Source organism: Agrobacterium larrymoorei, from assembly GCF_037722385.1.
Taxonomy (GTDB): domain Bacteria; phylum Pseudomonadota; class Alphaproteobacteria; order Rhizobiales; family Rhizobiaceae; genus Agrobacterium; species Agrobacterium larrymoorei_C.
In genome coordinates this window covers 200,621-226,874 of sequence record NZ_JBBKAQ010000018.1, presented here as the reverse complement: position 1 = coordinate 226,874, position 26,254 = coordinate 200,621, and the positions used below count along the sequence as shown (strand labels likewise).

Genomic DNA, 26,254 nt, shown 5'->3' with positions numbered 1-26,254 from the left:
CTCTTGCCGATCTCCCCCCTTGAGGGGGAGATGCCCGGCAGGGCAGAGGGGGGCCCACAACCAAAGCCTCCGGGCCAAGATACCTGGAGCACGCCTCGATGACCGCCCTCTTCTTCCGCGATCTCAAACTCTCCATCCGCGCCGGCGGCGGTGCCTTGATCGGCGTCCTGTTCTTCATGACGGTCGTCGCCGTCATTCCCTTCGGCGTCGGGCCGGACCTCAATCTCCTTTCCCGCATCGGACCTGCCATCGTGTGGATCGGCGCGCTGCTGGCCGCCCTCCTCGGCCTCGACCGCCTGTTCCAGGCAGAGCGCGACGACGGCTCTCTCGATCTCATCCTCATGCACGAGAACCCGCTCGTGCTGACGGTTCTCGTCAAATGCCTGGCGCATTGGACCGCGACCGGCCTCCCGCTCGTCGTCGCCTCGCCGCTTCTCGGGCTCTTCATGAATATGGGCGAAGTCGCCATCGGCGCCGTCATGTTGACGCTGCTTGTTGGAACCCCTGCGCTCACCTTCATTGGTGCAGTCGGCGCGGCGGTTGCCGTTGCCCTGCCGCGCGGTGGTCTGCTGGTGTCGATCCTTGTTCTGCCGCTTGCGATCCCCGTGCTGATTTTCGGTGTCAGCGCATCTTACGCAGCAGTGGAAGACCCGGCCCCCTTCCTGCCGCCCTTCCTGATCCTGATCGCCATCACGCTCTTTTCATCGGTGGTCGGTCCGTTCTTCGCCGCTTTGGCATTGCGCAACTCCACGGATTGACAAGGATCAATTGCGGCGGCTTCGTCTGCATTGTAAAAGGGCTTCGCCCGCGGCCAGAAAGATGCCATGACCAATACGAGCCTCGCCATTACGAAATTCAGCGATCTTGCCAATCCTACCCGGTTTCTGGCGCTGTCATCGCGCATTCTGCCATGGCTGGCCGGGCTCTCCGCCCTGTGTCTGCTGGCCGGTCTCTATCTCGCCTTCTCGACAGAGGGCGATTATCAGCAGGGCAATACGGTACGCATCATGTATGTGCACGTGCCCGCCGCCTGGCTTTCGATGATGTGCTATACAGTCATGGCGCTCTCTGCCATCGGCACGCTGGTCTGGCGTCATCCGCTGGCCGATGTCAGCCATAAATCCGCAGCGCCCATCGGTGCGGCCTTCACCCTCATTGCATTGATCACCGGTTCGCTCTGGGGCAAGCCCATGTGGGGCACGTGGTGGGTGTGGGATGCACGCCTGACCTCCGTCTTCATCCTGTTCCTGATGTATCTCGGCCTGATCGCCTTCAACAAGGCGATGGACGATCCGTCGAAGGCGGCGCGTGTCAGTGCGGTGTTGATCCTCGTCGGCTTCGTCAACATCCCGATCATCAAGTTTTCCGTCGAATGGTGGAATACGTTGCACCAGCCGGCAAGCGTGATGCGCATGGATGGCCCAGCCATCGACCCGGAATTTCTCTGGCCGTTGCTGACCATGGCAATCGGCTTCACCCTGCTGTTCTTCACGCTTCACCTTGCCGCCATGCGCAATGAAATCATGCGCCGTCGCATCGCCGCACAACGGCGTCTTGCTGCACGTGCGGCTGGACGAGGAGCGTAAAAGAGATGACCCACGCGTTTTACATCGGCATGTCCTACGCCCTCACCGGCTTAATCGTCTTATCCCTGATCGCCTGGGTCTGGCTCGATGGGCGCGCTCGAAAGCGAGAGTTGAACGAGTTGGAAGCGCTCGGCATTCGCCGCCGCTCGCGTCCGGCCAAGACCGAGGGGTCTTCGGCATGAGCGACGAACAAGCCTCTCCTCGTCCATCACGTGGGCGATCGCGCTATGTGCTTGCGCTTCTGCCGCTGCTGTTCTTTGGCGGTTTTGCCGCGATCGCTGCGAAGATGCTCTACGAGCAGGACGTCAATGGCCTTGATGTCAGCGCCATTCCTTCGGCGCTGATTGGCACGAAGGCGCCCTCCCTTACCTTGCCTCCGCTGGAAGGCTCCGATGTGCCGGCACTGACCGATGCGGCAATTGCCGGCAAGCTGACGCTGGTCAACGTCTTCGCCTCTTGGTGCGTGCCCTGCCGGCAGGAGCATCCGATGCTCAAGGAACTGTCCAAGGACAAGCGTCTCAACATTGTCGGCATCAATTACAAGGACAAGGCCGATAACGCCGTGCGCTTTCTCGGTGAACTCGGAAATCCGTATGCTGCCATCGGCGTGGATCCGAATGGCAGAGCCGCGATCGATTGGGGTGTCTACGGCATTCCGGAAACCTATCTCGTCGGTCCGGATGGCACGATCATCTACAAAAAGGTCGGCCCGATCGACGTGGCGACCTACGAGCGTGAACTGATCCCGGCCATCGAAAACGCTGCCGCCGGAGATTGATGGCGGCGCTGACGATGATTAACTTGCCACGACCTTGAGGCTGACAGCGGGCGCGACGCCGAGCACGGCAATCCCTTCCTGCATGACCTGATTGCGCCCCGCTTCCTTGGCCTTGTAGAGAAAACCGTCGGCCCGAGAGATCGCGTCATGAATGGAGTGATCGCCAAGCGCGATCGCCGACACACCGAAGCTGCTGGTGATATGGACCGGAAACGGCCCTTCCGACCAGTTGCGGGCGGCAAAGGCGCTGCGCACCATGTTGGCAAGAATAGCAAGCTGCGAAGCTGGCAGATCGGGAACATAAGCCACAAATTCCTCACCGCCAAACCGCGCGACCTTGGCATTGGCCGGTAGCGTCTCCTTCAAGAGCGATGCGAGGGCAATGATAACCCGGTCGCCGGTGGCATGGCCGAAGCGGTCATTGACCGTCTTGAAATGATCGATATCGCAGATCAGCGCGGCGCCCACAGGCGGCGTCGAGACGCGGAAGTCTGGTGCGGCGAGATCGAAACCTCTCCGGTTCAACAGCCCAGTCAACGAATCCTGATCTGCAAGCTGCCGGTGCTGGTCCAGAACCCGCGCGGCTCCGCTGGCTAAAACCGAAAGCGCCATTAGAAATCCGCAGATGCTGGCGGCAAATTGGGCGATATAGGCGTAGTCGGACGAGAGATAAGTATCGAGGCTTTCCATCGACGTGGCGCTGGTCTGGGTCATCAACAGCGTGACCCGCGTCATTGTCTCGATCACCACCAGACTGACGGCAGTGAGCAGCAGCTTATCCATGAGGTTGCGCGCGTGCCGGCTTGCAAGAAAAATAGAGGGCGCCAGAAGCAGAGCGAGCAAGGTATCGGACGTCGCGAGCCCGTTTCTCAAATTCGGCTCGATGAAAATGAAGAAGCACACCGCACAATAACCGGCAGCGGCGAAGCCAAGTCGCCGCCGCCAATGGTTTTTCACGCCGAAATGGACAAGCAGCGCGTGGCCATAGAAGAAGAAGGCTGCGAAGAACAGCAGGTTAGACACGACGGCCTGGGTAACCAGAAACGTGTCCGTCAGCACCATCGGCAGGGCAAATCCACTGGAGGCCGACAGGAAGCCGATGCCCCAATAGCGCCCAGCATTGAAACCCACCGCCTGGAGGCTGAGAAAGATCAATCCGAACGTAAGCAGGATAAAGGGGAGCAGATAAGCAAAATTGTCCTGCAAGCCGGGCGCCTTTGAAAAATAATGGAATAAGCCACGAGCTATAAGGAGGCTTTGTTAAAAAAGCGCCTGCTTGTCTGCAAATGAAAATGAGATCAGGTGCCAGGAAGTGCGTTTTGCCATTCCTTGACGGCATCCACCGGCCAGACCAGCATCAACACATTTAAGGTCAGGTTATCGCGGATCAGCCAGCCGGTGAATATCTCGAAGACGATCGCGATCAGCACCGTGAGCCACACCGGCACGCGGGCGGCGAAGAAGAAGCCGACGATCATGAAGACCGTGTCCATCGCGGAATTGAGAATGCTGTCGCCCGTATAACCGAGCGCCATGGTGGCGGTGCGGTAGCGATCGATGATGATTGGCGAGTTTTCCAGGATTTCCCAGGCAGCCTCGACCAGAACCGCAAGAGAGAGGCGAAACGACAAGGGCCTGCTGCGGAACAGAAGCCAGGCAAACCCATAGAACAGGAAGCCATGAATGATGTGGGACGGCGTGTACCAATCGGCGATATGTTGCGAATTTCCGGGCGTGTTCACCCCCGGTTCGAACAGCTTCACATACCCGCACTCGCAGATCGGAACGCGGCCCATCAAGTAGAGAATGACAATCTGCGCGAGCAGCAGCCCCGCCGCCACCCAATACCATTTGACCGAAGACGAGCGGGAGACAGGCACAACCGTCGTTGTCATTTGTCGTCCTTGGTCAGCGGTTCGACAGAGTGGCGCATGACCAGCGGCATCTGCGCCATGGTGAAGATGATGGTGATCGGCATGGTGCCCCAGACCTTGAAGGCGACCCAGGTATCGGTGGAGAAATTGCGCCACACGACTTCGTTCAGCACCGCCAGGAACAGAAAGAAGAGGCCCCACCGCAGCGTCAGCTTACGCCAGCCCTCATCGTCCAGCTTGAAAGCGGAATTGAAGACATAGCCGAGCAAGGACTGGCCGAAGAACAAACCGCCAAGCAGGATGACGCCGAACAGCGTGTTGACGATCGTCGGCTTCATCTTGATGAAGGTATCGTTCTGCAAATAAAGCGTCAGCGCACCGAACACGAGAACCACAAGGCCCGAGATCAGCGGCATCATCGGCAGGGTTTTGGTGAGAATCCACGAGACGGTGAGCGCGAGTGCGGTGGCGATCATGAAGAGGCCGGTGGCGATGAAGATCGGGCCGCCGAACTCGTGCAGAACGGGAAGCTTTTCCGCCAGCCAGTCGCCCTTGGAGTTGGCAAAGAAGAAGACGACAAGCGGCCCAAGTTCGAGAATGAACTTCAGGAGCGGGCTGACTTCCCGCACCATCTTTTCGCTTTCGCGCTGATTGCTTTCCACGTCCATACTCAAACTCCTGCAATCGCCTTGGCGAAATCTTCTGCTTCGAACGGCTCCAGATCGTCCACGCCTTCGCCCACGCCGATGAAATAGACCGGCAACTTGTGCTTGGCAGCAATGGCAACGAGGATACCGCCGCGCGCCGTGCCATCCAACTTTGTCATAATCAGGCCCGAGACGCCCGCCACGTTGCGGAAAATCTCAACCTGGTTCATGGCGTTCTGGCCCGTGGTCGCATCCAGCGTCTGAAGAACGGTGTGCGGCGCATCCGGATCGAGCTTGGCAAGCACGCGTACGATCTTTTCGAGCTCTGCCATCAGCTCGGTCTTGTTCTGCAAGCGGCCGGCCGTATCGATGATCAGCACGTCGCTCTTCTTCGCGCGCGCCTGTTCATAGGCATCATAGGCAAGCCCTGCCGCATCGGCGCCAAGCTTCGTGCCGATGAATTCCGAGCCAGTACGGTCGGCCCAGATCTTCAGCTGCTCGATCGCAGCCGCGCGGAATGTATCGCCCGCGGCCAGCATCACCTTCAGGCCGGAGCCTGAGAGCTTCGCCGCCAGCTTGCCGATGGTGGTGGTCTTGCCCGTCCCGTTGACGCCAACGACCAGAATGACATGCGGCTTGTGAGACAGATCGAGTTCGAGCGGCTTGGCAACAGGCTCCAGAACCTTGGTGATCTCGCTTGCCATGATCTTGGCGACATCCTCGCCGCTGACATCCTTGCCGTAGCGCTCGGAAGACAAGGCACCAGTGATGCGCATGGCGGTCTCGACGCCGAGATCCGACTGGATCAGCAAATCTTCCAGCTCATCCAGCGTGTCTTCATCGAGCTTGCGCTTGGTGAAGAGGGCCGAAATCTGGTTCGTCAGTTGCGAGGAGGTGCGTGCAAGACCCGCCCGCAGGCGCTGGAACCAGGTGAGTTTGACCTCAGGCGCGACCTCGACCGGCGCAACACGATCCGCCGCAGAGGCAAAGCCCTTTGGAAGGCTGGCCGGAACGGCAGGAGACAGGGCAGCGGGTGGAATGCCGCTGGCGGCTTCCGCTTCGTCCAGAATATCATCCAGGGCGTGGTCATTGAGGGGCGCGTCGGCAGGAACGGTCTCTGGCGAGGCACCGTCGACAGCCTCGCCGGCAGCCGCTTCGGCTTCCAGCAGGGAAAGCGGCACCATGCCGATATCGCCGACCATTTCAGGCCCGGGCAGAAGCGGCGCTTCCTCCTCATCGTCGTCTTCGACAGGATCGACGGCCTCAGTGACTGGCTCGACATCGTCAGAAACAGGCCCTGCTGCGGTTTCCATTTCCACGTCAGGAACAGGGTCTTGCGCCGGCAACGTGTGGGCTTCCGCCTCGTTGAGTGCCTCTTCGAAGGCGCTGTGGTTCTGCTCGTGCGAAGCGGCCTCTTCGCCTTCCGGCTTATCCGTCTCGGCCTTGTCCTTGCCGAACGAAAAGACTTTTTTGATGAAGCCGAGGGCCATGACTGTTCCGTCTCGTGATTTTTCAGGCCGCTTGCGCTGCCAGATATTGCATATTCAAGTGCTTACCGTTGTGACCGGTAATGGCAACCCGCGCAAGAGTGCGCGGCGCAAGATCAGGAGCCGCTACCAGAGTAAAGTTGTCTGTATGGGCAAAACCATTGTTTTCCACCAGGATCGTCTGCTCGCTTCCGACCATGCCGTCGAGATGCGCAAGCCGAAGCGCTTCGCCACGCGCGCGCAACTGTGCCGCCCGCTCCTTGACCAAAGCGCGGTCGAGCTGGGGCATTCTTGCGGCAGGCGTTCGCGGACGCGGACTATAGGGAAAGACATGCAGGCTGGAAATGCCGCACTCTTCCGCAAGTGTCGCGGCATTCTCCGCCATCTCGTCGGTCTCGGTGGGAAAGCCAGCGATCATGTCGGCGCCAAAGGCGATATCCGGGCGTAGCGCGCGCACCTCGCGACAGAAGCGGATGGCATCGTCACGCAGATGTCGGCGCTTCATCCGCTTCAGGATCATGTCGTCGCCATGCTGGAGCGACAGATGCAAATGCGGCATGAAGCGCGGCTCATCGGCAATTAGATCCATCAAGTGACGGTCTGCCTCGATACTGTCTATGGAGGAGAGCCTGAGCCGCAAAATGTCCGGAACCTGCTTCAGCAGCACCTTCGCCAGGTAACCGAGCGACGGCTCGCCCGGCAGGTCGGCGCCGTAGCTTGTGGCATCCACCCCCGTTAGCACGATTTCGCGATAACCGCTTTCGGTCAGCTTGCGGGCCTGGTCCACCACCGCGCCCATCGGCACGGAACGAGAATTGCCGCGACCATAGGGTATGATGCAGAAGGTGCAGCGGTGATCGCAGCCATTTTGCACCTGAATAAAAGCACGCACATGCCCGTCGATGTGCTTGACCATCTGCGGCGCGGTGGCCTTCACACTCATGATGTCGTTGACGCGCAGCTTCTCTTCCGCCGAGACGCCGAAATCCGGCAGTGCGCGATAGGATGTGCTTTTCAGCTTCTCCTCATTGCCGAGAACGGCGTCGACTTCCGGCATGGCGGCAAAGGTCTGCTTCTCGGTCTGGGCAGCGCAACCGGTGACGATGATGCGCGCATGCGGATTGTCACGTCGCGCCCGGCGGATCGCCTGACGCGCCTGGCGCACGGCTTCACCGGTCACAGCACAGGTATTGACCAGCACCGCATTGTTGAGCCCCGCCTTTTCGGCCTCGGCCCGCATCACTTCCGATTCATAGGTATTGAGGCGGCAGCCGAAGGTTATGACCTCGACACCGCTCATAAGACGCCCTGCTTCTCGCCCGCCTCACGCGTCCATTCGCCGGTGACCGGATCGACTTGTCCAGCCCACTCCCATTCGGCCGGGCCGGTCATAATGACGTGGTTGTCCTCGCGCCACTCGATTGTGAGCGGAATGCGAACCGGGCTTGAGGCCACGTCGATCTCCACGCGACGACCTGTGCGTCCAGTTCGTGCGCCTGAGACAGCGGCAGCGCAAGCCGCCGATCCGCAGGCAAGTGTCAGCCCCGCGCCGCGTTCAAAGGTGCGGGTGCGAAGCCGGCTGTCGGAGAGGACCTGCGCAAGCGTGATATTGGCCTTTTCCGGAAACATTGGATGGTTTTCGAGTAGCGGCCCCATCCGCTCCAGATCGAATTCCATCGGATCGCGATCCACCCAGAAGATGGCGTGCGGGTTGCCCATGGACATGACCGATGGCGAATGAAGCACCGGCTCGTCGATCGGGCCGATCTGCAATTCGATGCGGCTGGTATCGTGAAACTCTTCCGAAAGCGGAATATCGCTCCAGCGAAAACGCGGCAGACCCATATCGACGGAGATCATACCGTCTTCATGCTCGCTGGCATTGAGGATGCCGGCGACTGTCTGAAAGGTGAAAGCCTTCTTGCCGGTTTCCGACGCCAGCGCTTGCACCACGCAGCGTGTGCCATTGCCACAGGCCTGCGCCTTGGTGCCATCACAGTTGAGAATGTCGATATAGGCATCGGTGCCGGCAAGACGCGGATCATGGATCGCCATGATCTGATCGAAAGCGGTGTCCGGGTCAGCATTGAGGGCGATGGCCGCTTGCGGCGAGACCATGTCTTTGCGGCCGCGCATGTCGACAACCAGGATCTTGTTGCCAAGCCCGTTCATCTTCGCGAATTCGACCGTCTGCGTCATGTCCCTAAATCCATTGGAGAGGCGCGCCTCGTGCGGGCGCATTCGCCCTATATGGCGGAAATACAGGGCAATTACCAGTCTGGCCGAGGCAAAAGCCTTTGCGCCCGTAAGCTGAAAACAAAACACCCCCGGAGCGATCCAGGGGTGCGGAACTCTTAATAGCAAGCAATACTTACTGCCACTCACGCACATCGACGAAATGGCCGGCAACGGCTGCCGCCGCCGCCATGGCGGGCGAGACCAGATGTGTGCGGCTCTTGTAACCCTGACGGCCTTCGAAGTTGCGGTTGGAGGTAGACGCGCAACGCTCGCCGGGTGCGAGACGGTCGTCATTCATCGCCAGGCACATGGAGCAACCGGGCTCGCGCCATTCGAAACCCGCCTCGAGGAAGATCTTGTCCAGGCCCTCCTGCTCCGCCTGGTCCTTGACGAGACCCGAGCCCGGCACGATCATCGCTGAAACGGTCGGCGCAACCTTGCGACCTTCGACGATCTTGGCGGCTGCGCGCAAATCCTCGATGCGGCCATTGGTGCAGGAGCCGATGAAGACGCGGTCGATAGCGATATCGGTCATCTTGGTGCCGGGCTTCAGGCCCATATAGTCTAGCGCACGCCACTTGGAATTGCGCTTGTTCTCATCGGCAATGTCGTCCGGGTTCGGCACGATGCCCTGAACCGAAACGACATCTTCCGGAGACGAGCCCCAGGAAACGATTGGCGGAAGGCTGGCGGCATCCAGAATGACGACCTTGTCGTAATGGGCACCCTCGTCCGACTTCAACGTCTTCCAATAGGCGATCGCCTGCTCCAGCGTCTCGCCCTGCGGTGCACGTGGCTTGTCCTTAATGTATTCGAAGGTCGTCTCATCCGGGGCGATCAGACCGGCACGCGCGCCACCCTCGATCGTCATGTTGCAGACGGTCATGCGGCCTTCCATCGACAGCGAACGGATCGCCTCACCGGCAAATTCGATCACGTGACCCGTACCGCCAGCTGTGCCGATCTCACCAATGATGGCAAGAATGATGTCCTTGGCGGTTACGCCGTCCGGGATCTTGCCATCCACACGCACCAGCATGTTCTTGGCCTTCTTCTGGATCAGCGTTTGGGTTGCCAGCACGTGCTCCACTTCGGACGTGCCGATACCATGCGCCAAGGCACCGAAAGCGCCATGGGTGGAAGTGTGACTATCCCCGCAAACGATCGTCATGCCCGGCAGGGTGAAGCCCTGCTCGGGCCCGACGATGTGAACGATGCCTTGGCGCTTGTCGCGCTCGGAATAATATTCGAGGCCGAATTCCTTGGCGTTCTGCGCCAGCGCTTCCACCTGGATGCGGCTTTCTTCGTTCTTGATGCCTTCCAGACGGTCGGCGGTGGTCGGAACGTTATGATCGACGACGGCCAGAGTGCGGGTGGGCGAATGAACCGGACGACCGGCCATCCGCAGGCCTTCGAAAGCCTGCGGTGACGTCACCTCGTGGACCAGGTGACGGTCGATGTAGAGAAGACAGGTTCCATCGGGATCGCGGTTGACGACGTGATCATCCCAGATTTTATCATACAGAGTACGCGGAGCGCTCATGGCTTTATCCATTCGAATGTCAAAAAGGAAAGTGGGGGCGTGGAGTAAAGGCCGACAGCCTTTTCAGGCCATCAGGCGGACGTAAGTCGACCATTGAACGCACCGGAAATACGCGCAAAAAATCGTGCCGGCAGACGCTTGTGATCCTGCAGCACGAAAATGTTTGGCGCGAGGCATCCGAATTTCGATCCCATGTCCATTTCATAGCAGATCGGCTTTTCAACAGCAACATCGTGCTTTGCGATTGAAAACAGCCTGGCCGCTATTTAAGGATTCCCTTTTTGTGCAATGCAAAAAGAAACGCCGGGCGTTGTGTGCGGGATAAAATTCTCGCGAGAGGCGTTAGGACGGCAACGGAACAGATCTCACGGTGATGTGAAAGCCGCGTGAGAACAGTCTCGTCAAATCGGGGCGGCACCCTGGCCGCCGACAGGGAGGGATACATCTTGGTATCTGAAAAAGCACTTATTTCGAAAATCACATGGCGACTGATGCCGTTTCTTGGGCTTCTCTATCTCATCGCCTATATCGACCGTCAGAATGTCAGCTTCGCCAAACTGCAGATGGTCGGCGATCTGGGCCTCAGCGAATATGCCTATGGCCTTGGCGCCTCGCTGTTCTTCATCGGTTACTTCATCTTTGAAGTCCCGAGCAATCTGCTGCTCAACCGCTTCGGCGCAAGGCTCTGGTTTGCCCGCATCATCATTTCCTGGGGGCTTGTGACGATTGCGCTCGCCTACACCTCCAGCCCCACCATGTTCTACATCCTGCGCTTCCTGCTCGGCGTCTGCGAGGCCGGCTTCTTCCCCGGCGTTCTCTATCTCCTGACGCTGTGGTTCCCGCGCGATTATCGCGGCCGCATGGTCGGCCTGTTCATGATTTTCTCGGCGATCGCCAATGCCATCGGCGCACCGCTTGGCGGCATGTTGCTCGATCTGGACGGCCTCTGGGGCTATGCGGGCTGGGAGTGGGTTTTCCTCGCCACCGGCATTCCGGCGGTGATTGCGGGTATCGTCACCATCTTCTATCTAGACGACAAGCCGGAAACGGCTGCATTCCTGTCCCAGGACGAAAAGGACTGGCTGCGCCAACGCATCGCGTCCGAAAATTCCGGCATGGAGGAACATGCCGAGGATGGCTTCCGCGCGCTGATCAATCCACGCGTCCTCTTCATGTCGCTTTGCTATGTCGGCTTCCCGCTGGCGGCCTATGGTCTTAGCTACTGGCTACCGACCATCGTCAAGAGCTTCGGCGTGTCGAATACGGCAAACGGTTTCATCAACATCATCCCGTGGCTGATCGTTGCCGTCGCGCTCTACCTCGTGCCATCGGCTGCCGATCGCTCCGAGAAGAAGATCACCTATATCGTGGTGCCTGCCTTCATCGGCGCCTTCTGCCTTCTAATGTCCGCTCTGATGACATCGCCGGTCGCACAGTTCGCCTTCCTCTGCATCGCAGCCGCTGGCATCTTTGCCGGACAGCCGGTGTTCTGGAGCCTTCCCGGTCGCTTCCTGAAGGGTGCGGGTGCAGCCGCAGGTCTGGCCGCAATCAACTCGGTCGGCAATCTCGGCGGCTTTGTTGCCCAGAACGTCGTTCCCTGGATCAAAGATGAAACGGGAAGCACCATCGCCCCGATGTTCTTCCTCTCTGCCTGCCTTGCGATTGCCGGCGTCCTTGTCATCATCGCGGGCCGGATGATCGCCAATCAGATCACCTCGCAACCGAATGTGAAGGCTTGATCGGCTTCAACGCCCCTGCTTGCGGCGCATCCCTTTTTCGATGCGCCGCAAGATCAAAGACAGTCCAAGCGTCAGGATCAGATAGACGTAAGCGACGATGGAATAGGTCTCGAAGAAGCGGAACGATCCGGCCGCATAGACCTTGCCGAGTTGGGTGATATCCGCCACCCCCAGCACCGATACCAGCGAACTGTCCTTCACCATCGACACGAAATCATTGGAGAGCGGCGGAAAAATCGTCCGTACCGCCTGCGGAAAGACGACCAGGCGAAAGCGTTGATAACGGCTGAGCCCGAGCGCCTTGGCCGCCTCGATCTGGCCTTGATCGACAGCCTCGATACCCGCCCGAAAGATTTCAGCGAGGAACGCTCCATAGCAAAGCGTCAGCGCCAGGATCGCGCGCCACATCAGCGAAAAGTCGCGCACGATAACCGGCTCGACCCAGCCCGGAGCAATCAACGGCGTCATCAGCCAGTTGACGAAATCCACCAGCAGCGGCGCGCCAGCAAAGGCGATGTAGAACAGCACCACCAGGATCGGAATGCCGCGCATGGTTTCGATGTAAAACCGTGCGATCTGCCGCAGCACGATGCTGTCGGCCATGCCGAGCAGCGCGATCAGCAGGCCCCAGAGGCAGGCGAGAAGAAAGGCCACCAGCGTGACGAAGATCGTCATGCCAATGCCATTGATGACGGTGGTGAAGACCTGCGCATAGACGCCGTTGATGGCAATCACAACGGCAAGAATGGCGCCGATACCAATCAGTGCCACCAGCCACCAGGGAAAATCATCGGCTGCATGTTTCGAAGGCGGGCGCTTCAAGGCCGAACGCCCGGCCAGAACGAAAGGCCCATTCGCTTATTCGCCAAGTTTGTAGTCCAGGAACCACTTCTTATCGAGCGCGGCAAAAGTGCCGTCTGCCTTCAAGGCAGCAATCGCGGCATTGACGGGGGCCACCAGATCGGAGCCCTTCTTGAAGATGAAACCGAAATCGTCCCCGCCGAGCGGTCCACCGATGAGCTTCAGAGTGCCATTCGACGAATCGACATAGCCCTTGCCCGCAACGCCATCGGTCAGAACCAGATCGACATCGCCGGTCCGCAGCGCCTGGACGGTGGCGCCGAAAGTTTCCATCAGCTTGACGCGAGGGTTTTGCTCATTGCCGTCGAGAATATCGTAAACGGCCGTGTAGAAAGGCGTTGTGCCAGCCTGGGCGCCGATAAGCCCCTTGTCGAAGGCGGCAAAACTCTGGGCATCGGTAAAGCGGGTTTCGTCTGCGCGCACCAGCATGAACATTTCCGAGCGCATGTAGGGATCGGAGAAATCCACCTTCTCCTTGCGCTCGTCCTTGATGCTGATTCCGGTCATGCCGATGTCGTACTGTCCGGCAGAAACGGCCGGGATCATCGCATCCCAGGATGCGTTCTGATACTCGACCTTGGCATTCAGCCGCTTGGCGATCTCGTTCATCGCGTCATATTCCCAACCGATCGGCTTGCCCGTCTTCGGATCGACGAATTGCAGCGGCGGATAGGCATTCTCCGTCACCACGACGATCTCGCGACCCTTCAGATCCGGCAGATCAGCGGCCGATGCGAAAACCGGCGATAGCAGCGTGGCGGCGATGGCGATGAAAAACGAGCGTCTGAACAATGGCGGTCTCCTGAAAAGAATGGGGGAAAATGACACGCTTCAGAGCCGCTGCGCAAGGGATATGCGTTCTGAGGAGAGCACATCCTTGGAATGGATTCTTATTTCTTAGTTAAGGTTTACGGTGGACTTCTTTGCTATCTCCATCCTCAACTGTCATCCTCGGGCCCGACCCGAGGAGCCATCGTCTCCAAAACAAAAAAGGCGGCCTGAAGACCGCCTTTTCGACATCCCGAAAGGTAAAGCTTATTCAGCTGCACCTTCAGCAGCCTTTGCTGCTGCAGCTTCTTCAGCTGCCTTGGCTTCAGCGGCTTCTGCTGCTGCCTTTTCGGCGGCCAGAGCCTGTGCTGCTGCAACCTTTTCAGCCTCAATACGTGCCTTTTCGTCGGCAGCAGCCTGACGCTCGGCATCGTTGAGCTTGCGAGCGCGAACGCCGGTGTCTTCAACGATACGAGCGGACTTACCGCGACGGTCGCGCAGGTAGTAGAGCTTCGCGCGACGGACCTTACCACGGCGAACGATCTCAACGCCTTCAACCAGCGGAGAGTAAACCGGGAATACGCGCTCTACGCCTTCGCCGTAGGAGATCTTGCGAACGGTGAAGTTCTCGTTGAGACCGCCGCCGGAGCGAGCGATAACGACGCCTTCGTAAGCCTGTACGCGGGTACGGTTACCTTCCGTAACGCGCACGTTGACGCGGACGGTGTCACCAGGAGAAAATTCAGGAAGCTTGCGCTTGGCTTCGATCTTGGCGGCCTGTTCGGCTTCCAGCTGTGCAATAATGTTGGTCATGTTAACCTCTGAGTTCTTCTGAAACAGCCAGAGCGCTCAACTGGATCATTCCTTGGATCCTGTCCTTGGAATTATGCCTTGCGGCAGGAGCGGGTTCGCCATTCTTTGCTTGCGGTTAATGGGCATAAGCCCAATTCCACGCGGGCCAATACATGAAGATCGCCGCTTTGTCATCCCTTTCATGACAATATTTTGTCGGCCGCCACCTGATTGTCGGAAAGCATATCTGCTTATATGGGAGATGGAACGCTCGGGGAGGGGCCATGTCCATTGCTATCATTCTACTCTTGTTCGTCAGCGGCTTCCTGTCCGGTGCCGTCAATGCCATTGCAGGCGGCGGCACGTTCTTGACCTTCGGCGCCATGACGGTGGCGGGGATTGCCCCCATTTCCGCCAACGCCACTTCCTCCATCGTCCAGTTTCCAGGCTATGTCACCTCGGTGATTGCCTACTGGCCGGAAATTCGCGCCCACTGGAAGGGTGCGGTCCTGCTCTCCATTCTGTCCATCCTGGGTTCCACCGGCGGCGCGCTGCTGTTGCTGTCGCTCGACAACCCGTCCTTCCGCCAGCTGGTGCCGTGGCTGCTGCTTGCGGCCACCGCGCTGTTTGCCGCCGGTCCCTGGCTCCGTCCGCGCTCGAATGAAGAGCATCCGAAGAGCAATATCGCCAGCCTGATCGGCCAGTTCTTCACCTCGATCTATGGCGGCTTCTTCGGGGCCGGCATGGGCATCATGATGCTGGCGGTGCTGGGACTGACAGCAGGAGGCACCTACCATCATCTCAACGCGTTGAAGAACCTGCTGGCTGTGGTGATTGCCGCCGTTGCGATTGTTGTTTTCGTCGGCGGTGGCGTGGTTTCCTGGCATGCAGCGCTGATCATGATCCCCGCGTCCGCGCTCGGTGGATATTGTGGCGTCTATCTCGCCCGCCGCGTTCCGCAATGGATCATCCGCGCGCTAGTCATCACGGTAGGTCTGCTTCTGACCGGCTACTACTTCTTGACGGCTTGAGTTTCGGCCAGCAAATCCGGGCGGCGCTCCTTCGTCAGCGCCAGCGCCTGCTCGTGCCGCCATTTGTCGATCAGCTTGTGATTGCCCGACGTCAAAACGGCGGGAATGTCCCGGCCTTCCCACACCTGTGGCCTTGTATAGTGCGGATGCTCGAGCAGTCCGCCTTCGAAGCTTTCATGCACACCGGACAGGTCGTTGCCCATCACGCCTGGCAAAATGCGCACCACCGCATCGAGAAGCGTCAGCGCTGCGGGCTCGCCACCCGAAAGAATATAGTCGCCGATGCAGACCTCTTCGAGACCGCGTGCATCGATCACCCGTTGATCCACGCCTTCAAAGCGACCGCAGACAATGATGACGCCCTCGCCTGCCGCTAGCTCGCGCACCCGTTCTTGCGTCAGCGGCTTGCCACGTGGGCTCATCAGCAGGCGGGGTCTTGTATCGCCTTCAGAGACTGCATCGATGGCCGCTGCCAGGACATCGGGTTTCAGCACCATGCCGGCACCGCCACCCGCCGGGGTGTCATCGACACTGCGATGCTTGTCGGAGGCAAAGTCGCGGATCTGCACCGGCTCCATCTGCCATTGGCCGCGCTCCAGCGCTTTGCCAGCCAGGGAATAGGAAAGATGCCCCGGAAACATCTCCGGGTAGAGCGTCAGCACGGTTGCCTTGAAGCGCATCGGCTTACTTCTTGCCCTTGCCGAAGATCGGATGATCGGGGTCGTCCTTGCCGTCTTCCGGATTGTCGATTAGCCCAGCCGCAAAGGGATCGATCAGAATCTTTCCGCCTTCAAGATCGATTTCGAGAACGGCAGCCTCGGTAAAGGGGATGAGCGCCGGGCGACGTCCCGCCCCTTTGAGCTCAAGCAGGTCGCCCGCGCCAAAATCATAAACGGCACTGACTGAACCGTAGCTTTTGCCCTCGCCGTCCACCACGTCAAGACCTTCGAGATCGGTGTAGAAGAACTCGTCCTCGTCCAGATCCTCGTCGGGCAGGTTGTCGCGATCGACGAAGAGCTCAAGCCCGTTCAGCGCTTCAGCGGCGTTGCGGTCGTTGACGCCACGGAAGCGCACGATGACGACATTCTTGCCTTGGCGCACTTCGAGAATTTCAAACACGCGCCCATCGGCGGCAACCAGATTGCCGTAATCGCCAAGCGCCAGGGGATCGTCGGTATAGGAGCTGACCCGCACTTCGCCACGCAAGCCCTGGGCTGCGCCAATCTTGGCCATGAGAATGGGGTTTTCCAGCTTTGCCATCGATCCGTCCGTTGTCGCGTTGTGCGCGTATCGTTTTAGTACCTGGCTGATCTGGAGCCAAGTCCATGGGAATTAAACATGAAAACGGGTGGCGCGGGAACCGTGCCACCCGTTTCTATCAGGATAAACCAGACTTATTCTGCAGCAGCAGCTTCAGCGGCAGCAGCAGCGGCGTCTTCAGCCTTCTGCTTCTTCTCGGCAACGCGCTCGAGAGCCTTCTTGCCTGGCTTTGCCTTTTCAGGGTTGCTGCGCGCGTCGCGCGTTGCAATGCCGGCTTCTGCGAGGAAGCGCAGAACGCGGTCGGTCGGCTGTGCGCCCTTTGCGAGCCATTCCTTGACGAGGTCGCCATTGATCTGGATGCGATCGGCGTTGTCCTTCGGCAGCATCGGGTTCCAGGAACCGACCTTCTCGAGGAAGCGGCCGTCGCGCGGGCTGCGGGCGTCAGCAACAACGATCTGGTAGTACGGGCGCTTCTTGGAACCACCGCGTGCGAGACGAATTTTCAGTGCCATGTGAGTTCTCCTTATAATGGCTTGCCCGCCGGTCAGGCGGTCTTTTCTGTGCCGTTGTGTTCAGCGGCAATTGCTTCATGATGCCGGATGACTTCCTTGATGATGAAGTTCAAGAACTTCTCGGCGAAATCCGGATCCAGATTGGCATCCTTGGCCAGACGGCGCAGGCGTTCGATCTGGTATTCTTCGCGCGCCGGGTCTGCCGGCGGCAAATCGTAGGTGGCCTTCAACACGCCCACCGCTTTCGTGCAGCGGAAACGTTCAGCCAGCATGTGCACCAGTGCGGCATCGACATTGTCGATGGACTGGCGGTATTCAGCGAGTTGTTGTTTGACGTCTGTCGTGGTCACGGATGGCCTCACTTCTTCTTGCCAAAACCGGGAAGACCCGGAAGACCGCCAAGGCCCGGCAGCTTGCCGCCACCCAGACCGGGCAGGCCACCGGGGAGACCGCCGAGGCCCGGAGGCATAGCGCCCGGCTTGCCAAGACCCGCGGCCTCCGCCTGCTTCTGCAACGCCTCAAGCTGCTTGGGGTCCATATTGGCGAGATCGGGCATGCCACCCATGCCGCCGAGACCCATCTTGCCGGCCAGGCCGCCCATCATCTGCTTCATGATGCCGCCCTTGCCCTTGCCGCCCATGGCTTTCATCATGTCGGCCATGCCGCGATGCATCTTCAAGAGCTTGTTGATTTCGGCAGCATCCGTGCCGGAACCGGCAGCGATGCGCTTCTTGCGGCTGTGTTTGAGAATATCCGGATTGGCGCGCTCGGCCTTGGTCATCGAGGAGATGATCGCCAGCTGACGGTCGAACATCTTGTCGTTCAATCCGGCAGACGCCATCTTGTCCTTCATGCCGGCCATGCCGGGCATCAGGCCCATGATACCGCCCATGCCGCCCATCTTCTGCATCTGGCGCAGCTGATCGGCCAGATCGTTGAGGTCGAACTTGCCCTTGGCCATTTTCTCGGCCATGGCGCGGGCTTTTTCCGCATCGATATTTTCAGCGGCCTTTTCGACCAGCGAGACGATGTCGCCCATGCCGAGAATGCGGTCTGCGATACGGCGTGGATGAAACTCATCCAGCTCGTTCATCCGCTCGCCGGTACCGATCAGCTTGATCGGTTTACCGGTGACGGCGCGCATGGAAAGGGCTGCACCGCCGCGTCCATCGCCATCCATACGGGTGAGCACAAGGCCGGTAATGCCAACGCGCTCATCGAAATTGCGCGCCAGATTGACGGCATCCTGACCGGTCAGGCTGTCGGCGACCAGCAGGATTTCGTGCGGATTGGCCTTCTTCTTGATCTCGGCCATTTCCAGCATCAACGGTTCGTCGATGTGGGTGCGGCCGGCTGTATCGAGGATCACGACATCATGGCCGCCAAGCTTGGCCGCCTGGACGGCGCGCGAGGCGATATCGGTCGGCGACTGGCCAGCAATGATCGGCAACGTGTCGATGCCGGTCTGGACGCCAAGCTGGCGCAGCTGCTCCTGGGCGGCGGGGCGGCGCGTATCGAGAGATGCCATCAGCACCTTCTTCTTCTCGCGATCCGTCAGACGCTTGGCAATCTTGCCGGTGGTGGTCGTCTTACCCGAACCCTGCAGACCCACCATCATGATGACGACGGGTGCCGGCGCGTGCAGATCGATCGAAACACCTTCCGAACCTAGCATTTCGACAAGCTCGTCATGGACGATCTTGACGACCATCTGGCCGGGCTTGATGGATTTCAGAACAGAGGCGCCAACGGCCTTCTCTCGCACCTTTTCGGTGAAGGTGCGAACAACTTCCAGCGCCACGTCCGCTTCCAGAAGCGCACGGCGAACCTCACGCAGCGCTGCGGAAACATCGGCTTCCGAAAGCGAGCCACGGCCGGTCAGTCCATTCAAAATGGAGCCAAGGCGGTCCTGGAGGTTTTCAAACATCTGTTCATCCTTCTTCGTTTCGGTTTCCCGAAACGTCGGTGCTTTTGCCGACAAAAACAAGACGCCCAAGAACGCGCAAAGCCAAAAAGCACCCGAGGGCGCATCGCGCTGTCGGGTGTTGACCTCCGGGATCTCTTTATACCTTTGCGGGTCCCGGTCGGTGGCTTGGAGTCTTGAAACTGCCAGCTGATCGGGCGGGATAAACAGGAAATACGCGGCAAAGTCAAGGCAAGTCCGGCGTTTTGGCGAAAACGCCTTCAAACGGTCGACATTGCAGATGCTTCTTCTACCTGCCGGGTGCTTGTGGTCTGCCCTTCCTCTTCTTATAGCTTATATTCATGAACCGTCGAAACTTCTTTCGCGTCTCCGCCATTGGTGGCCTGCTGCTTGCCAGCGGCGGCATTTTCGCCAGCCGTTCCTATGCCAGCGCTTACTACAACGGCCCCGTCTCGGACCATTTCGATGGCATCCGCTTTTTCAATCCGAACGGCGAACAGCCGAACGGCTTTGGCGACTTGATGAAATGGCGCTTCAACGGCCAAAGAGCGCAATGGCCGGAGAATTATCCAAGCCCCTATCCGACAGCCAAACCAGACGCTCGCGTCGAAGGAAAGGATCTGCGGGTCACCTTTGTTGGCCACGCCTCCTTCCTCATCCAGACGGCGGGTCTGAATATTCTGGTCGATCCGGTGTGGTCTGAGCGCACCAGCCCGTTCAGCTTTGTCGGGCCAAAGCGCGTCAATCCGCCCGGCATCCGCTTCGAAGATCTGCCACCGATTGATCTCGTTTTGGTGACGCATAATCATTATGATCATCTTGACCTTGAAACGCTGCACAGGCTGCATGTCGAGCACAAGCCGCATTTCGTCACGCCGCTCGGCAATGACGCGATCATCCGCACCAAGGTGCAGGCGGCGAAGATTTCGGTCGGAGACTGGGGCGATGCGATTGCCGTCAGCCCCGACATCAAAGTCCATTTTGAGCCCTGCCACCACTGGTCGGCACGCGGGTTGAACGACAGGCGTATGGCGCTCTGGGCCGCCTTCGTCATCGAGACGCCGGGTGGCAAGATCTACCATATCGGCGATACCGGCTTTCACAGCGGGCTCAACTACCACGCTGCCGCCAAGAAGCATGGCAGCTTCCGCCTCGCCAACCTGCCCTTCGGCGCCTACGAGCCGCGCTGGTTCATGAAGGGCCAGCACCAGAATCCGGCAGAAGCGGTGGAAGGCATGAAGATTTGCAACGCCGCTTATGCCTGCGGCCATCATTGGGGCACGGTGCAACTGACAGATGAGGCGATCGATGCGCCGATCATCGCGCTTGAGGCAGCGCTGAAAAACCAGGGCGTGGCCAGAGACAAGTTCCGCCCGATGCGCCCAGGCGAAGTGTTCGACGTGCCGGTGGTTTGAACGGACGTGTGGAATGGAGCGTTGTTGGACAGCGCCCTGCTTATTCCGAAATGATCTTCACCCGCTGGCCCGGCTCGACGGCGGCCGTTGTGCTCAGCGCATTTAACACACGAAACAGTTCCAGCTTGCGGTCCGTGCCCATCATCCGTGCGGCGAGCGAGGCGACCGTTTCACCCGGCTTGACGGTGACGACGCGCACGCGAAGCGGTTTCAGTGCGGAAATTTCCGCAGGTGTCATCTTGCGAAAGCTGGAGCGCAATAGGTTCGCCACCGTCTCCAACTGAGCGCTGCCCTTCGGCACGGCGGTGAGGAAACGGAAAATCTGATCGCCGACCCGAATGACGGTGACGTCGAAATCCCATTTGTCGGCGCTTGCGCGCGCGGTGGCCGCAGGCAGGCCGTTCACCTGAATTTCCCGCACCGTATCCGGTATCAAGCCGGCCACCCAGCCGCTGGTCAGATAGTTGGGCAGGCTGGTCTGCTTGGGATCGGCCACGCCATCGAAGCGGATTGCCATATCGCCGGGGCCAGTTGCGAGAACCGCTTCCACCTTGTTGTCGATCTGGAAGCCGTCCGGCACATCGAAGCGAATGCCGAGATTGCCATGCAGGAAGGTGTTGCCACGGACATAACCCTCCTGCGGGCTGTCGCCATAAAGCAGTCCGTCGATGCCCGTCAGAAACCAGTCGCGGCCCTTGTCGCCCACTTGGCCTTCCTGGCCGAAGGCGCGCGCATGGCGCTTGGCGAGTTCGATACGCTGCGGCGTGTTCGGGTGGCTGGACAGGAAGTCGAGGCTCTGGTCGCTGTCGGGATCGGCTGAGGTAAAGCGCGCATAGGCCGCCATGGAATCGAGGAAGCGCGGCGAGGCGTAAGGGTCGTAACCCGCCTCACCCAGCATCCGCACGCCGATCACGTCCGCTTGCAATTCCTGCTGGCGCGAGAAGGCCGCAAGCCGAAGCTTGCCACGCGCAAGCGCCTGTTTGCCGGCAAGATCGCTGGACAGAACCTCTGCTACGACGCGGCTGGCAATGACTTCCGCCTCTTCGCGGCGTTGACGCTCGATACCGTGATTGGCAGTCACGTGGCCCATTTCGTGCGACAGCACGGCGGCAACTTCAGACGCGTCATTGGCAAGCGCCAGCAGGCCGCGCGTCACATAGAGATAGCCACCGGGCAGCGCGAAAGCGTTGATAGCCGGCGAATTCAAAATGGTGATGCGGTAGGACTGCTGCGGATTTTCCGACACTGCCGTCAGCGCGCCGGTGATGCGGGCAACCAGACGCTCGGTCTTCTCGTCGTGATACTCACCGCCATAGCTTGCGACGATGCGCGGATGCTCACGCGCGCCCATCTGTGCGCGCGGATCGTTCTTCTGCACCTCTTCCACGGTCTGTGGATTGTCTGAGGGTTTGAGTGTGGATTGGTAAGCCGGGCTGAACAGCGACTGGCATGAGGACAGCAGCAATGCCGCAGCACCGAGGGCTATGATGCCTCGCCGCGATATCGACCCGTTTTCCACATTGTGACCGGAGCGGCCATTTACGGCCTTCACACGCGTCATCATCCTGCCAGTCCGCCCCAAACGTTCCTGATCATCCGTTATATGCAGACCAGAATATCAGCTTAAACCCCACAGGCACCAGAATGCCTGAACATCCAAAACGATCCCAAAAACGATCTATGCTGCGGAAAGACCCTGACAAAAGACGTTCTCTATATATGTCTCAAATAGTTGAGCCTGATTGGCAAGTGCAAAAAATACGCACCTTCACTGTCTATTTGCAGGATTGACATTGCGCCGCGTCCAAATTGTGGCGCAGCCCTGCACTACTGCTGGAGGAACGCTGCGACCTCGGCAATATCTATAGCCGAAAAGAATGCATCGGTGGTGCCCTGAAACAGGATCTTTCCATCCGACAGAAAGACGACCGCATCGGCAAGGCGGCGAATATCGTCCGGGTGATGGGTGACGAGAAGAACCGTGTTGCCGTTCTCCGATTGCAGCTCTTTCGACAGCGCCGCCATTCCGGCGCGCAAGCCCGGATCGAGCGCTGCGAAGGGTTCGTCGAGAAGCATGACGGCGCGCTGGCGAACCAGCGCGCGGGCAAGTGCGGCACGCTGGCGTTCGCCACCGGACATGCTTGAGGGCAGCCGCTTTTCAAAACCTGCAAGCCCGACCCGTTCGAGCGCCGTTGCAATCAGGGCCTTGTCTTCACTTGTGAGGCGCAGCGACGGGTGGATACCAAGCCCGATATTGGTGAAGATATCGAGATGGGCGAAGAGGTTGTTGTCCTGGAAGATCAGGGAGATCGGCCTGTCTGCAGGATCGAGTCCACTCATCTCTTCGGCCCCGATGAGCACGCGACCACTGGTCGGCTTTTCAAAGCCAGCGACAAGATTGAGAAGCGTAGACTTGCCTGACCCTGAGGGGCCGACAACGGCGGTCACTTTGCCCGCTTCAAAGAAGGTATCAAAGAAGAACGCCTGTTGTCCAAGCTGCAGCGATACCTGTTCCAGCGTTATGTTGACCCGATCGCTTTTCATGCCGCTGCTTTCGCTCTCTCCGATTGGCGCGAGACACCGCCCGCTGCAAGGATAAGGCAGATGACGCCGAGGATGAAGGCATAGCCCGCCGCATCATTGGTGCGATAGCTGCCCATATTGCTGTAGACCAGCCACGGCAAGGTCACGAAGCTTTCCGAGCCGAAGAGGGCCACGGCCCCGAGGTCGCCAAGCGACAATGCCATGGCAAAGGAAAAGGCCATGGCAAAGGCCCGCCATAGAACCGGGACATCAACCAGGCGGAAGCGCGAAAAACCGGTGAGGCCGAGGCTGGCAACCAGCGTGCCGGTTCTGGCCTGATGGGTGGTGAAGGCAGGCTCCAGCACCCGCATGGCAAAGGGCAGCGCCATCAGCACGTTGATGAGCGCCACAAGCAAAGGCGCGAAGACGGAAACATCACCGAAGGGGCGCAGCAGCAAGAACCAGCCACTGCCCAGCACCACCGGTGGCACCAGTAGAACCATAGAAGCACCGCCACCCAGCATCGCCGAAAGGAGCCTCGTGCTCCGTCCCGGCTCTCGACGATCCGCGATCACCTGACGCGCCCGGATGAGGGCCGTGGAGATCAGCACGGAAAGCGAGGCGGAAACGAGTGCGATGGACAGGCTGGTGATCGCCGCACGACGAAACACCTCGGCACTCAAGAGGCGCAACAGGTCGGCAGTCAGGCCGGAGGCAGCGACTGCCACGAGCGGCGTACCCACCAGCAGCACCGCAAGGACAATGACTATACCGTCCAACAGGCGCGATAACGGGCGCGAGGCATCGAAGCGACGCACTGACTGGCCCTGTGTCTGTCCCTCCGCATCTGCCCCCGGCAGAAGCGAAAGCAGAGCCAGCAATAGCCCGGTCATTGCGATCTGCATCAGCGACAGCGCAATGGCGCGGGGTGGATCGAAATCGAAGCGCAGCGCCTGATAGATCGCCACTTCGATCGTGGTCGCAGCTGGACCGCCACCCAGCAGCAGGACGAGCGTAAAGCTCGTGGCGCAGAGCATAAAGATCAACCCCGCCACACCCGGCACCAGCCGTCGCACCACCGGCCATTCGATGAAGCGGAAGGTGGAAAGCGCGCCCATGCCAAGAACGCTGCTCATCCGCCAATATTCGCCAGGTACTCTCTCTAGCCCCGCCAGAAAGAAGCGCACGGTCAGTGGCAGATTGAAGAAGACATGGGCAAGAAGAATGCCGGAAAGGCCGTAGATGCTGAAAGGCTGCTCCACGCCCGCAGAGAGGAGCGCTGTATTAAGAAGCCCCTGCCTCCCCCAGATCGCGATAAGCCCGAGCGCACCGACGATCACCGGCAGACCCACCGGGACCGCCATCAGCCGGATGATCCAGATACGGCCTGGAAATTCCCTCTGTCTAGCGAGCGCCAGCGCGACCGGTAGACCGAGCGCCACCGAAAGAAGGGTGGAGAGCGTCGCCTGCCAGAGCGTGAAGCGGAGAATGCGCAGCGTGTAGGTATCGAAGAGGGCGTTCGACGCCGCCTGTGTATCGAAGGACAGAAGCGCTGCGACCGCAAGCCCGATGAAGAGCAACACGGCGGTGAAAGCCGCTATGCCACTGATCAGGAACTGTCTTCTGTCGCTGCGCGCAATCACGGGCGAGGTCCGCGTGAGATTACTTCACGCTCATCGCGTTCAGCCACTCATCGATCCAGGCCTTGCGGTTCTTCGCCACCTCTTCCGGCGACATCAGGAAGGTCTTGCTCGGCTGCACCAGCTTGTTGAAGGCATCCGGCAGCGGCTGCGATGTGGCAGTCACCGGCATCATCCAGTTGTTTTCCGGAATGGCATCCTGGAAGCCGGGCGTCAGGATAAAGGAAAGGAACTTTTTGCCAAGCTCTTTCTCCGGCGCGTTCTTCAACAGACCGGCGACTTCGATCTGAATGTAATGCCCTTCCTCGAAGCTTGCGGCCTGATAGCGCTCGCTGTGCTCGGCCACCATGTGATAGGCGGGCGACGTTGTATAGGAGAGCACCATCGGCACTTCGCCCTTGGTAAAGAGTCCGTAGGACTCCGACCAGCCCGACGTAACCGTCAGCACGCGATCCTTGAGTTTTGCCCAGGCTTCCGGCGCCTTGTCGCCGTAGACCGACTTCACCCAAAGCAGCAGGCCGAGGCCCGGCGTCGACGTCCGCGGATCCTGAATGGCGATCTTCTGCGACGGGTCGCCCTCGACCAGTTCCTTTAGGCTCTTTGGCGGGTTCTTCAGCGTCTGTGTGTCATAGATGACGGCAAAGTGGCCGTAATCATAGGGAACGAAAACATCGTCCTTAAAGCCGCCCGGCACCTTTGCTGCGGAGGCGTCGATGCCCGATGCTTCAAAAAGCCCGGTGTCCTTGGCTTCGGCAATGAGATTGGTATCGAGACCGACGACGACATCCGCCTTGGAGCCGGCACCTTCCAGCTTGAGGCGGTTGAGCAGCGCCACACCATCGGCGACGCCGACGAAGTTTACGGTGCAATCGCAGGTCTTCTCGAACGCCGCCTTCACCTTTGGGCCTGGACCCCATTCGGAGACGAAGCTTTCATAGGTATAGACGGTGAGAACCTTTTTATCCTGCGCGATGCCAAGGCTCGGCAGGAGGAAGGACGCGGCGACGAGGCCGGACAGCAGAAAACGACGATACATCAGACACCTTCTCGAATGGGTTACGGGAATAGGCGTCTGGATGGAAGCCGTCTAATCCCTCCGCCGGTGTTAACCGGATCAGGTTCTTCGGGTTGGCGAACGCCTCTCAGCCTTGTCCCGAAAGACAAAGCACCCCGTTAGAGCGAGAAAAGATGTAATGACACAATCGGTTATTGGCAAGCCGGCAAGCGCCTATGCTTGCTCCGTCATGTAAACCAGTTCCCAGACATGGCCATCGGGATCCTGAAAGCTTGCGGCATACATGAAGCCATGATCTTGCACCGGCTTCCACTCGTGTCCGCCGGAGGACAACGCTGTTTTCAGCATGCTGTCGATCTCCTCGCGACTGGAGGCGGAAAGGCAGGTCAGCACTTCCGTTCCGCGATGAGCATCGGCGATCTCGCCATTGATGAAATCGCGGAAGCGTTCTTCCTGAAGCAGCATGACGAAGATGTTCTTCTCGACGATCATGCACAGCGTTCGCTCATTCGAATATTCCGGATTGAAGCTGAAGCCGAGCGCGGTGAAGAAGGATTTCGATGTCTCAATATTCTTCACCGGCAGATTGACGAAGATCATGCGCATGGTCGGGCTCCTCCG

General features: G+C 59.4%; 27 protein-coding genes and 1 riboswitch. Of the genes, 7 read left to right on the top strand and 20 right to left on the bottom strand.

Features of this window, described 5'->3' with window-relative positions:
• The first annotated feature begins 98 nt into the window (after positions 1 to 98).
• The 4 genes from ccmB to WKI41_RS17400 all read left to right on the top strand — a co-directional run bounded on the left by ccmB (position 99) and on the right by WKI41_RS17400 (position 2,364).
• Positions 99 to 758, top strand: a complete 660-nt coding sequence (gene ccmB, locus WKI41_RS17415) for a heme exporter protein CcmB (RefSeq protein WP_340194729.1) — start codon at positions 99 to 101, stop codon at positions 756 to 758.
• A 66-nt stretch (positions 759 to 824) separates the two neighbouring features.
• Positions 825 to 1,586: a heme ABC transporter permease CcmC gene (locus tag WKI41_RS17410; protein ID WP_340194728.1), complete on the top strand. Its 762-nt coding sequence runs from the start codon at positions 825 to 827 to the stop codon at positions 1,584 to 1,586.
• Between the two features lie 5 nt (positions 1,587 to 1,591).
• Complete coding sequence (gene ccmD / locus WKI41_RS17405) at positions 1,592 to 1,768, top strand: heme exporter protein CcmD (RefSeq protein WP_340194727.1); 177 nt, start codon at positions 1,592 to 1,594, stop codon at positions 1,766 to 1,768.
• A complete protein-coding gene (locus tag WKI41_RS17400; protein ID WP_340194726.1) occupies positions 1,765 to 2,364 on the top strand; it encodes a DsbE family thiol:disulfide interchange protein in 600 nt (199 codons plus the stop codon). The genes ccmD and WKI41_RS17400 overlap by 4 nt, the downstream gene beginning before the upstream one ends.
• A gap of 18 nt (positions 2,365 to 2,382) precedes the next feature.
• On the opposite strand, the gene WKI41_RS17395 is transcribed toward WKI41_RS17400, so the two are convergent.
• The 7 genes from WKI41_RS17395 to leuC form a co-directional block, all read right to left on the bottom strand.
• Positions 2,383 to 3,570, bottom strand: coding sequence for a diguanylate cyclase (locus WKI41_RS17395; RefSeq protein WP_340194725.1), 1,188 nt, complete (start codon positions 3,568 to 3,570; stop codon positions 2,383 to 2,385).
• A 92-nt stretch (positions 3,571 to 3,662) separates the two neighbouring features.
• Complete coding sequence (locus WKI41_RS17390) at positions 3,663 to 4,259, bottom strand: DUF2585 domain-containing protein (protein WP_340194724.1); 597 nt, start codon at positions 4,257 to 4,259, stop codon at positions 3,663 to 3,665.
• Positions 4,256 to 4,906, bottom strand: a complete 651-nt coding sequence (locus WKI41_RS17385; protein ID WP_340194723.1) for a septation protein A — start codon at positions 4,904 to 4,906, stop codon at positions 4,256 to 4,258. The genes WKI41_RS17390 and WKI41_RS17385 overlap by 4 nt, the downstream gene beginning before the upstream one ends.
• A gap of 2 nt (positions 4,907 to 4,908) precedes the next feature.
• Entirely contained in the window at positions 4,909 to 6,375 is a 1,467-nt protein-coding gene (gene ftsY / locus WKI41_RS17380) for a signal recognition particle-docking protein FtsY (RefSeq protein WP_340194722.1), read from the bottom strand.
• 22 nt (positions 6,376 to 6,397) lie between these two features.
• Positions 6,398 to 7,672 carry a tRNA (N(6)-L-threonylcarbamoyladenosine(37)-C(2))-methylthiotransferase MtaB gene (mtaB, locus tag WKI41_RS17375; protein ID WP_340194721.1) on the bottom strand — a complete coding sequence of 425 codons (1,275 nt, stop codon included), beginning with the start codon at positions 7,670 to 7,672 and terminating at the stop codon, positions 6,398 to 6,400.
• Entirely contained in the window at positions 7,669 to 8,571 is a 903-nt protein-coding gene (gene dapF, locus WKI41_RS17370; protein ID WP_340194720.1) for a diaminopimelate epimerase, read from the bottom strand. Before dapF ends, mtaB begins: the two co-directional genes overlap by 4 nt.
• Positions 8,572 to 8,743: 172 nt before the next feature.
• The gene (gene leuC / locus WKI41_RS17365) at positions 8,744 to 10,153 is read right to left on the bottom strand and encodes a 3-isopropylmalate dehydratase large subunit (RefSeq protein ID WP_340194719.1); all 1,410 of its coding nucleotides are present in this window, start codon (positions 10,151 to 10,153) and stop codon (positions 8,744 to 8,746) included.
• 446 nt (positions 10,154 to 10,599) lie between these two features.
• Between leuC and WKI41_RS17360 the strand changes: the two genes are divergently transcribed.
• Positions 10,600 to 11,892, top strand: coding sequence for an MFS transporter (locus WKI41_RS17360; RefSeq protein ID WP_340194718.1), 1,293 nt, complete (start codon positions 10,600 to 10,602; stop codon positions 11,890 to 11,892).
• A 6-nt stretch (positions 11,893 to 11,898) separates the two neighbouring features.
• On the opposite strand, the gene WKI41_RS17355 is transcribed toward WKI41_RS17360, so the two are convergent.
• From WKI41_RS17355 to rplS, 3 genes are all read right to left on the bottom strand, one after another.
• Positions 11,899 to 12,714, bottom strand: a complete 816-nt coding sequence (locus WKI41_RS17355) for an ABC transporter permease subunit (RefSeq protein WP_340194717.1) — start codon at positions 12,712 to 12,714, stop codon at positions 11,899 to 11,901.
• 36 nt (positions 12,715 to 12,750) lie between these two features.
• Positions 12,751 to 13,545: a transporter substrate-binding domain-containing protein gene (locus WKI41_RS17350; RefSeq protein ID WP_340194716.1), complete on the bottom strand. Its 795-nt coding sequence runs from the start codon at positions 13,543 to 13,545 to the stop codon at positions 12,751 to 12,753.
• A 243-nt stretch (positions 13,546 to 13,788) separates the two neighbouring features.
• Complete coding sequence (rplS, locus tag WKI41_RS17345; protein ID WP_296076383.1) at positions 13,789 to 14,334, bottom strand: 50S ribosomal protein L19; 546 nt, start codon at positions 14,332 to 14,334, stop codon at positions 13,789 to 13,791.
• A 263-nt stretch (positions 14,335 to 14,597) separates the two neighbouring features.
• On the opposite strand from rplS, the gene WKI41_RS17340 reads away from it, so the two are divergent.
• Positions 14,598 to 15,344 carry a sulfite exporter TauE/SafE family protein gene (locus WKI41_RS17340; protein ID WP_340194715.1) on the top strand — a complete coding sequence of 249 codons (747 nt, stop codon included), beginning with the start codon at positions 14,598 to 14,600 and terminating at the stop codon, positions 15,342 to 15,344.
• On the opposite strand, the gene trmD is transcribed toward WKI41_RS17340, so the two are convergent.
• The 5 genes from trmD to ffh all read right to left on the bottom strand — a co-directional run bounded on the left by trmD (position 15,326) and on the right by ffh (position 19,043).
• A complete protein-coding gene (trmD, locus tag WKI41_RS17335; RefSeq protein ID WP_340194714.1) occupies positions 15,326 to 16,024 on the bottom strand; it encodes a tRNA (guanosine(37)-N1)-methyltransferase TrmD in 699 nt (232 codons plus the stop codon). The two genes, WKI41_RS17340 and trmD, sit on opposite strands and share 19 nt — an antisense overlap.
• A 4-nt stretch (positions 16,025 to 16,028) precedes the next feature.
• Entirely contained in the window at positions 16,029 to 16,604 is a 576-nt protein-coding gene (rimM, locus tag WKI41_RS17330) for a ribosome maturation factor RimM (RefSeq protein WP_340194713.1), read from the bottom strand.
• A gap of 134 nt (positions 16,605 to 16,738) precedes the next feature.
• The gene (gene rpsP / locus WKI41_RS17325) at positions 16,739 to 17,116 is read right to left on the bottom strand and encodes a 30S ribosomal protein S16 (RefSeq protein ID WP_340194712.1); all 378 of its coding nucleotides are present in this window, start codon (positions 17,114 to 17,116) and stop codon (positions 16,739 to 16,741) included.
• A gap of 32 nt (positions 17,117 to 17,148) precedes the next feature.
• A complete protein-coding gene (locus WKI41_RS17320) occupies positions 17,149 to 17,466 on the bottom strand; it encodes a chorismate mutase (protein WP_340194711.1) in 318 nt (105 codons plus the stop codon).
• An 8-nt stretch (positions 17,467 to 17,474) separates the two neighbouring features.
• Positions 17,475 to 19,043: a signal recognition particle protein gene (gene ffh / locus WKI41_RS17315; RefSeq protein WP_340194710.1), complete on the bottom strand. Its 1,569-nt coding sequence runs from the start codon at positions 19,041 to 19,043 to the stop codon at positions 17,475 to 17,477.
• 338 nt (positions 19,044 to 19,381) lie between these two features.
• On the opposite strand from ffh, the gene WKI41_RS17310 reads away from it, so the two are divergent.
• The gene (locus WKI41_RS17310; protein ID WP_340194709.1) at positions 19,382 to 20,455 is read left to right on the top strand and encodes an MBL fold metallo-hydrolase; all 1,074 of its coding nucleotides are present in this window, start codon (positions 19,382 to 19,384) and stop codon (positions 20,453 to 20,455) included.
• Between the two features lie 40 nt (positions 20,456 to 20,495).
• Here the strand turns inward: WKI41_RS17310 and WKI41_RS17305 are convergent, their stop codons facing one another.
• The 5 genes from WKI41_RS17305 to WKI41_RS17285 all read right to left on the bottom strand — a co-directional run bounded on the left by WKI41_RS17305 (position 20,496) and on the right by WKI41_RS17285 (position 26,239).
• Complete coding sequence (locus WKI41_RS17305; RefSeq protein WP_340194708.1) at positions 20,496 to 22,019, bottom strand: M48 family metalloprotease; 1,524 nt, start codon at positions 22,017 to 22,019, stop codon at positions 20,496 to 20,498.
• A 263-nt stretch (positions 22,020 to 22,282) separates the two neighbouring features.
• Positions 22,283 to 22,999: an ATP-binding cassette domain-containing protein gene (locus WKI41_RS17300; RefSeq protein WP_340194707.1), complete on the bottom strand. Its 717-nt coding sequence runs from the start codon at positions 22,997 to 22,999 to the stop codon at positions 22,283 to 22,285.
• Positions 22,996 to 24,621, bottom strand: coding sequence for a thiamine/thiamine pyrophosphate ABC transporter permease ThiP (gene thiP, locus WKI41_RS17295; protein WP_340194706.1), 1,626 nt, complete (start codon positions 24,619 to 24,621; stop codon positions 22,996 to 22,998). The genes WKI41_RS17300 and thiP overlap by 4 nt, the downstream gene beginning before the upstream one ends.
• A gap of 19 nt (positions 24,622 to 24,640) precedes the next feature.
• The gene (gene thiB / locus WKI41_RS17290; protein ID WP_340194705.1) at positions 24,641 to 25,654 is read right to left on the bottom strand and encodes a thiamine ABC transporter substrate binding subunit; all 1,014 of its coding nucleotides are present in this window, start codon (positions 25,652 to 25,654) and stop codon (positions 24,641 to 24,643) included.
• A 38-nt stretch (positions 25,655 to 25,692) separates the two neighbouring features.
• Positions 25,693 to 25,801: riboswitch (TPP riboswitch) on the bottom strand.
• 45 nt (positions 25,802 to 25,846) lie between these two features.
• Positions 25,847 to 26,239 (bottom strand): VOC family protein, encoded by a 393-nt coding sequence (locus tag WKI41_RS17285; RefSeq protein WP_340194704.1) that lies wholly within the window; start codon positions 26,237 to 26,239, stop codon positions 25,847 to 25,849.
• Between the last annotated feature and the right edge of the window lie 15 nt (positions 26,240 to 26,254).